This is a genomic window from Streptomyces sp. URMC 126, from assembly GCF_051386555.1.
Taxonomy (GTDB): domain Bacteria; phylum Actinomycetota; class Actinomycetes; order Streptomycetales; family Streptomycetaceae; genus Streptomyces.
In genome coordinates, this window is sequence record NZ_JBPQTX010001006.1 from 1 (window position 1) to 260 (window position 260).

Below are 260 nucleotides of genomic sequence, written 5' to 3' on the forward strand. Positions count from 1 at the left end.
GCCTGTTGTTTCACCTTTCCTCTGTTCAGTTTTTCCGACGAGAGTTCTACGAATGAAATTTGATCAATGGAGCGTGTCCGCCAAGCTTTGGGGCACGCTAGGCGGCTTGTTGGCGATGATGCTTGCGGTATCGCTGTGGGCACAGTTTGCGGCGGCCCGCGCCATGGACCAGGGCATGCAGACGCTGTCCGAATATGAGAACCGCATCGGTCTGGCCATTCAATGGAAGGGCGCAACGGAAACCACGGGCGAGCGGGTGC

At 57.7% G+C, this 260-nt stretch carries 1 protein-coding gene; it reads left to right on the forward strand.

All coding sequences use genetic code 11. The features are described 5' to 3' along the window. Positions 1-52: 52 nt before the first annotated feature. Positions 53-260, forward strand: a 208-nt coding sequence (locus ACSNOK_RS34870; protein WP_436784714.1) for a hypothetical protein, incomplete at its 3' end; no start/stop codon positions are given.